The sequence below is a fragment of the Paenibacillus cisolokensis genome (genome assembly GCF_050481165.1).
Lineage (GTDB): Bacteria > Bacillota > Bacilli > Paenibacillales > Paenibacillaceae > Paenibacillus_AH > Paenibacillus_AH cisolokensis.
Map to the genome: position 1 here is coordinate 1 of NZ_JBCNFP010000099.1, position 622 is coordinate 622.

1 protein-coding gene is annotated in these 622 nt (G+C 48.4%); it reads left to right on the plus strand.

What is annotated here, in order from left to right:
- Nucleotides 1–446 (plus strand): transposase (locus ABEV74_RS16470; protein WP_430147627.1); only part of this gene is annotated, 446 nt, incomplete at its 5' end.
- Nucleotides 447–622 lie beyond the last annotated feature (176 nt).

The following is a 622-nucleotide window of genomic DNA, read 5'->3' on the forward strand; positions in this document are numbered from 1 at the left end:
TTATTCGCAAAGCGCAGGTGTTTGATGACGGACAAGGCCGGATCGTGTTCGATACAGACTGGCAATATGAAGCGATCGTAACCAATCTGGAATGGGAGCCGATCGATTTGTGGCGCTTCTACAACCAACGCTGCTGCATGGAAAATTACATCAAGGAAGCCAAAAACGGCTTCTCGATCGATCGCATCGCCACAAGCGATTTTAAAGCGAATGAACTGGATTTGCTCATCAAGCTGCTTGCCTATAACTTGTTCGAGCGATTCAAACGCGATTGCTGCGAGCCGGTGCATCAAGGTTATACCATTGCAAGGTTCCGTCTGGAGTTCTTTCACTGCGCGGCGACGCTCATTCAGCACGGTCGATCTGTCGTGCTCAAACTGATGAAGAACTTCGCCGGACGCTACGCATGGAAACGAATCGAAGCCAGGGTGGCTTTGTTGGAATGATGATTCACAAAATTTTACATGGAAAATGAACCAGCCTCTTCATTGGGGAGGGGGAGGACTATCCGCATGTGGATAATCTAGCTCGGCCAGACGGAAAATTATCCACATATTTGCAAGCCTGATGCTGACCTTCTCGCAACAATGACCCGTTATTATGGGCTTTCGAAATTCAGGTT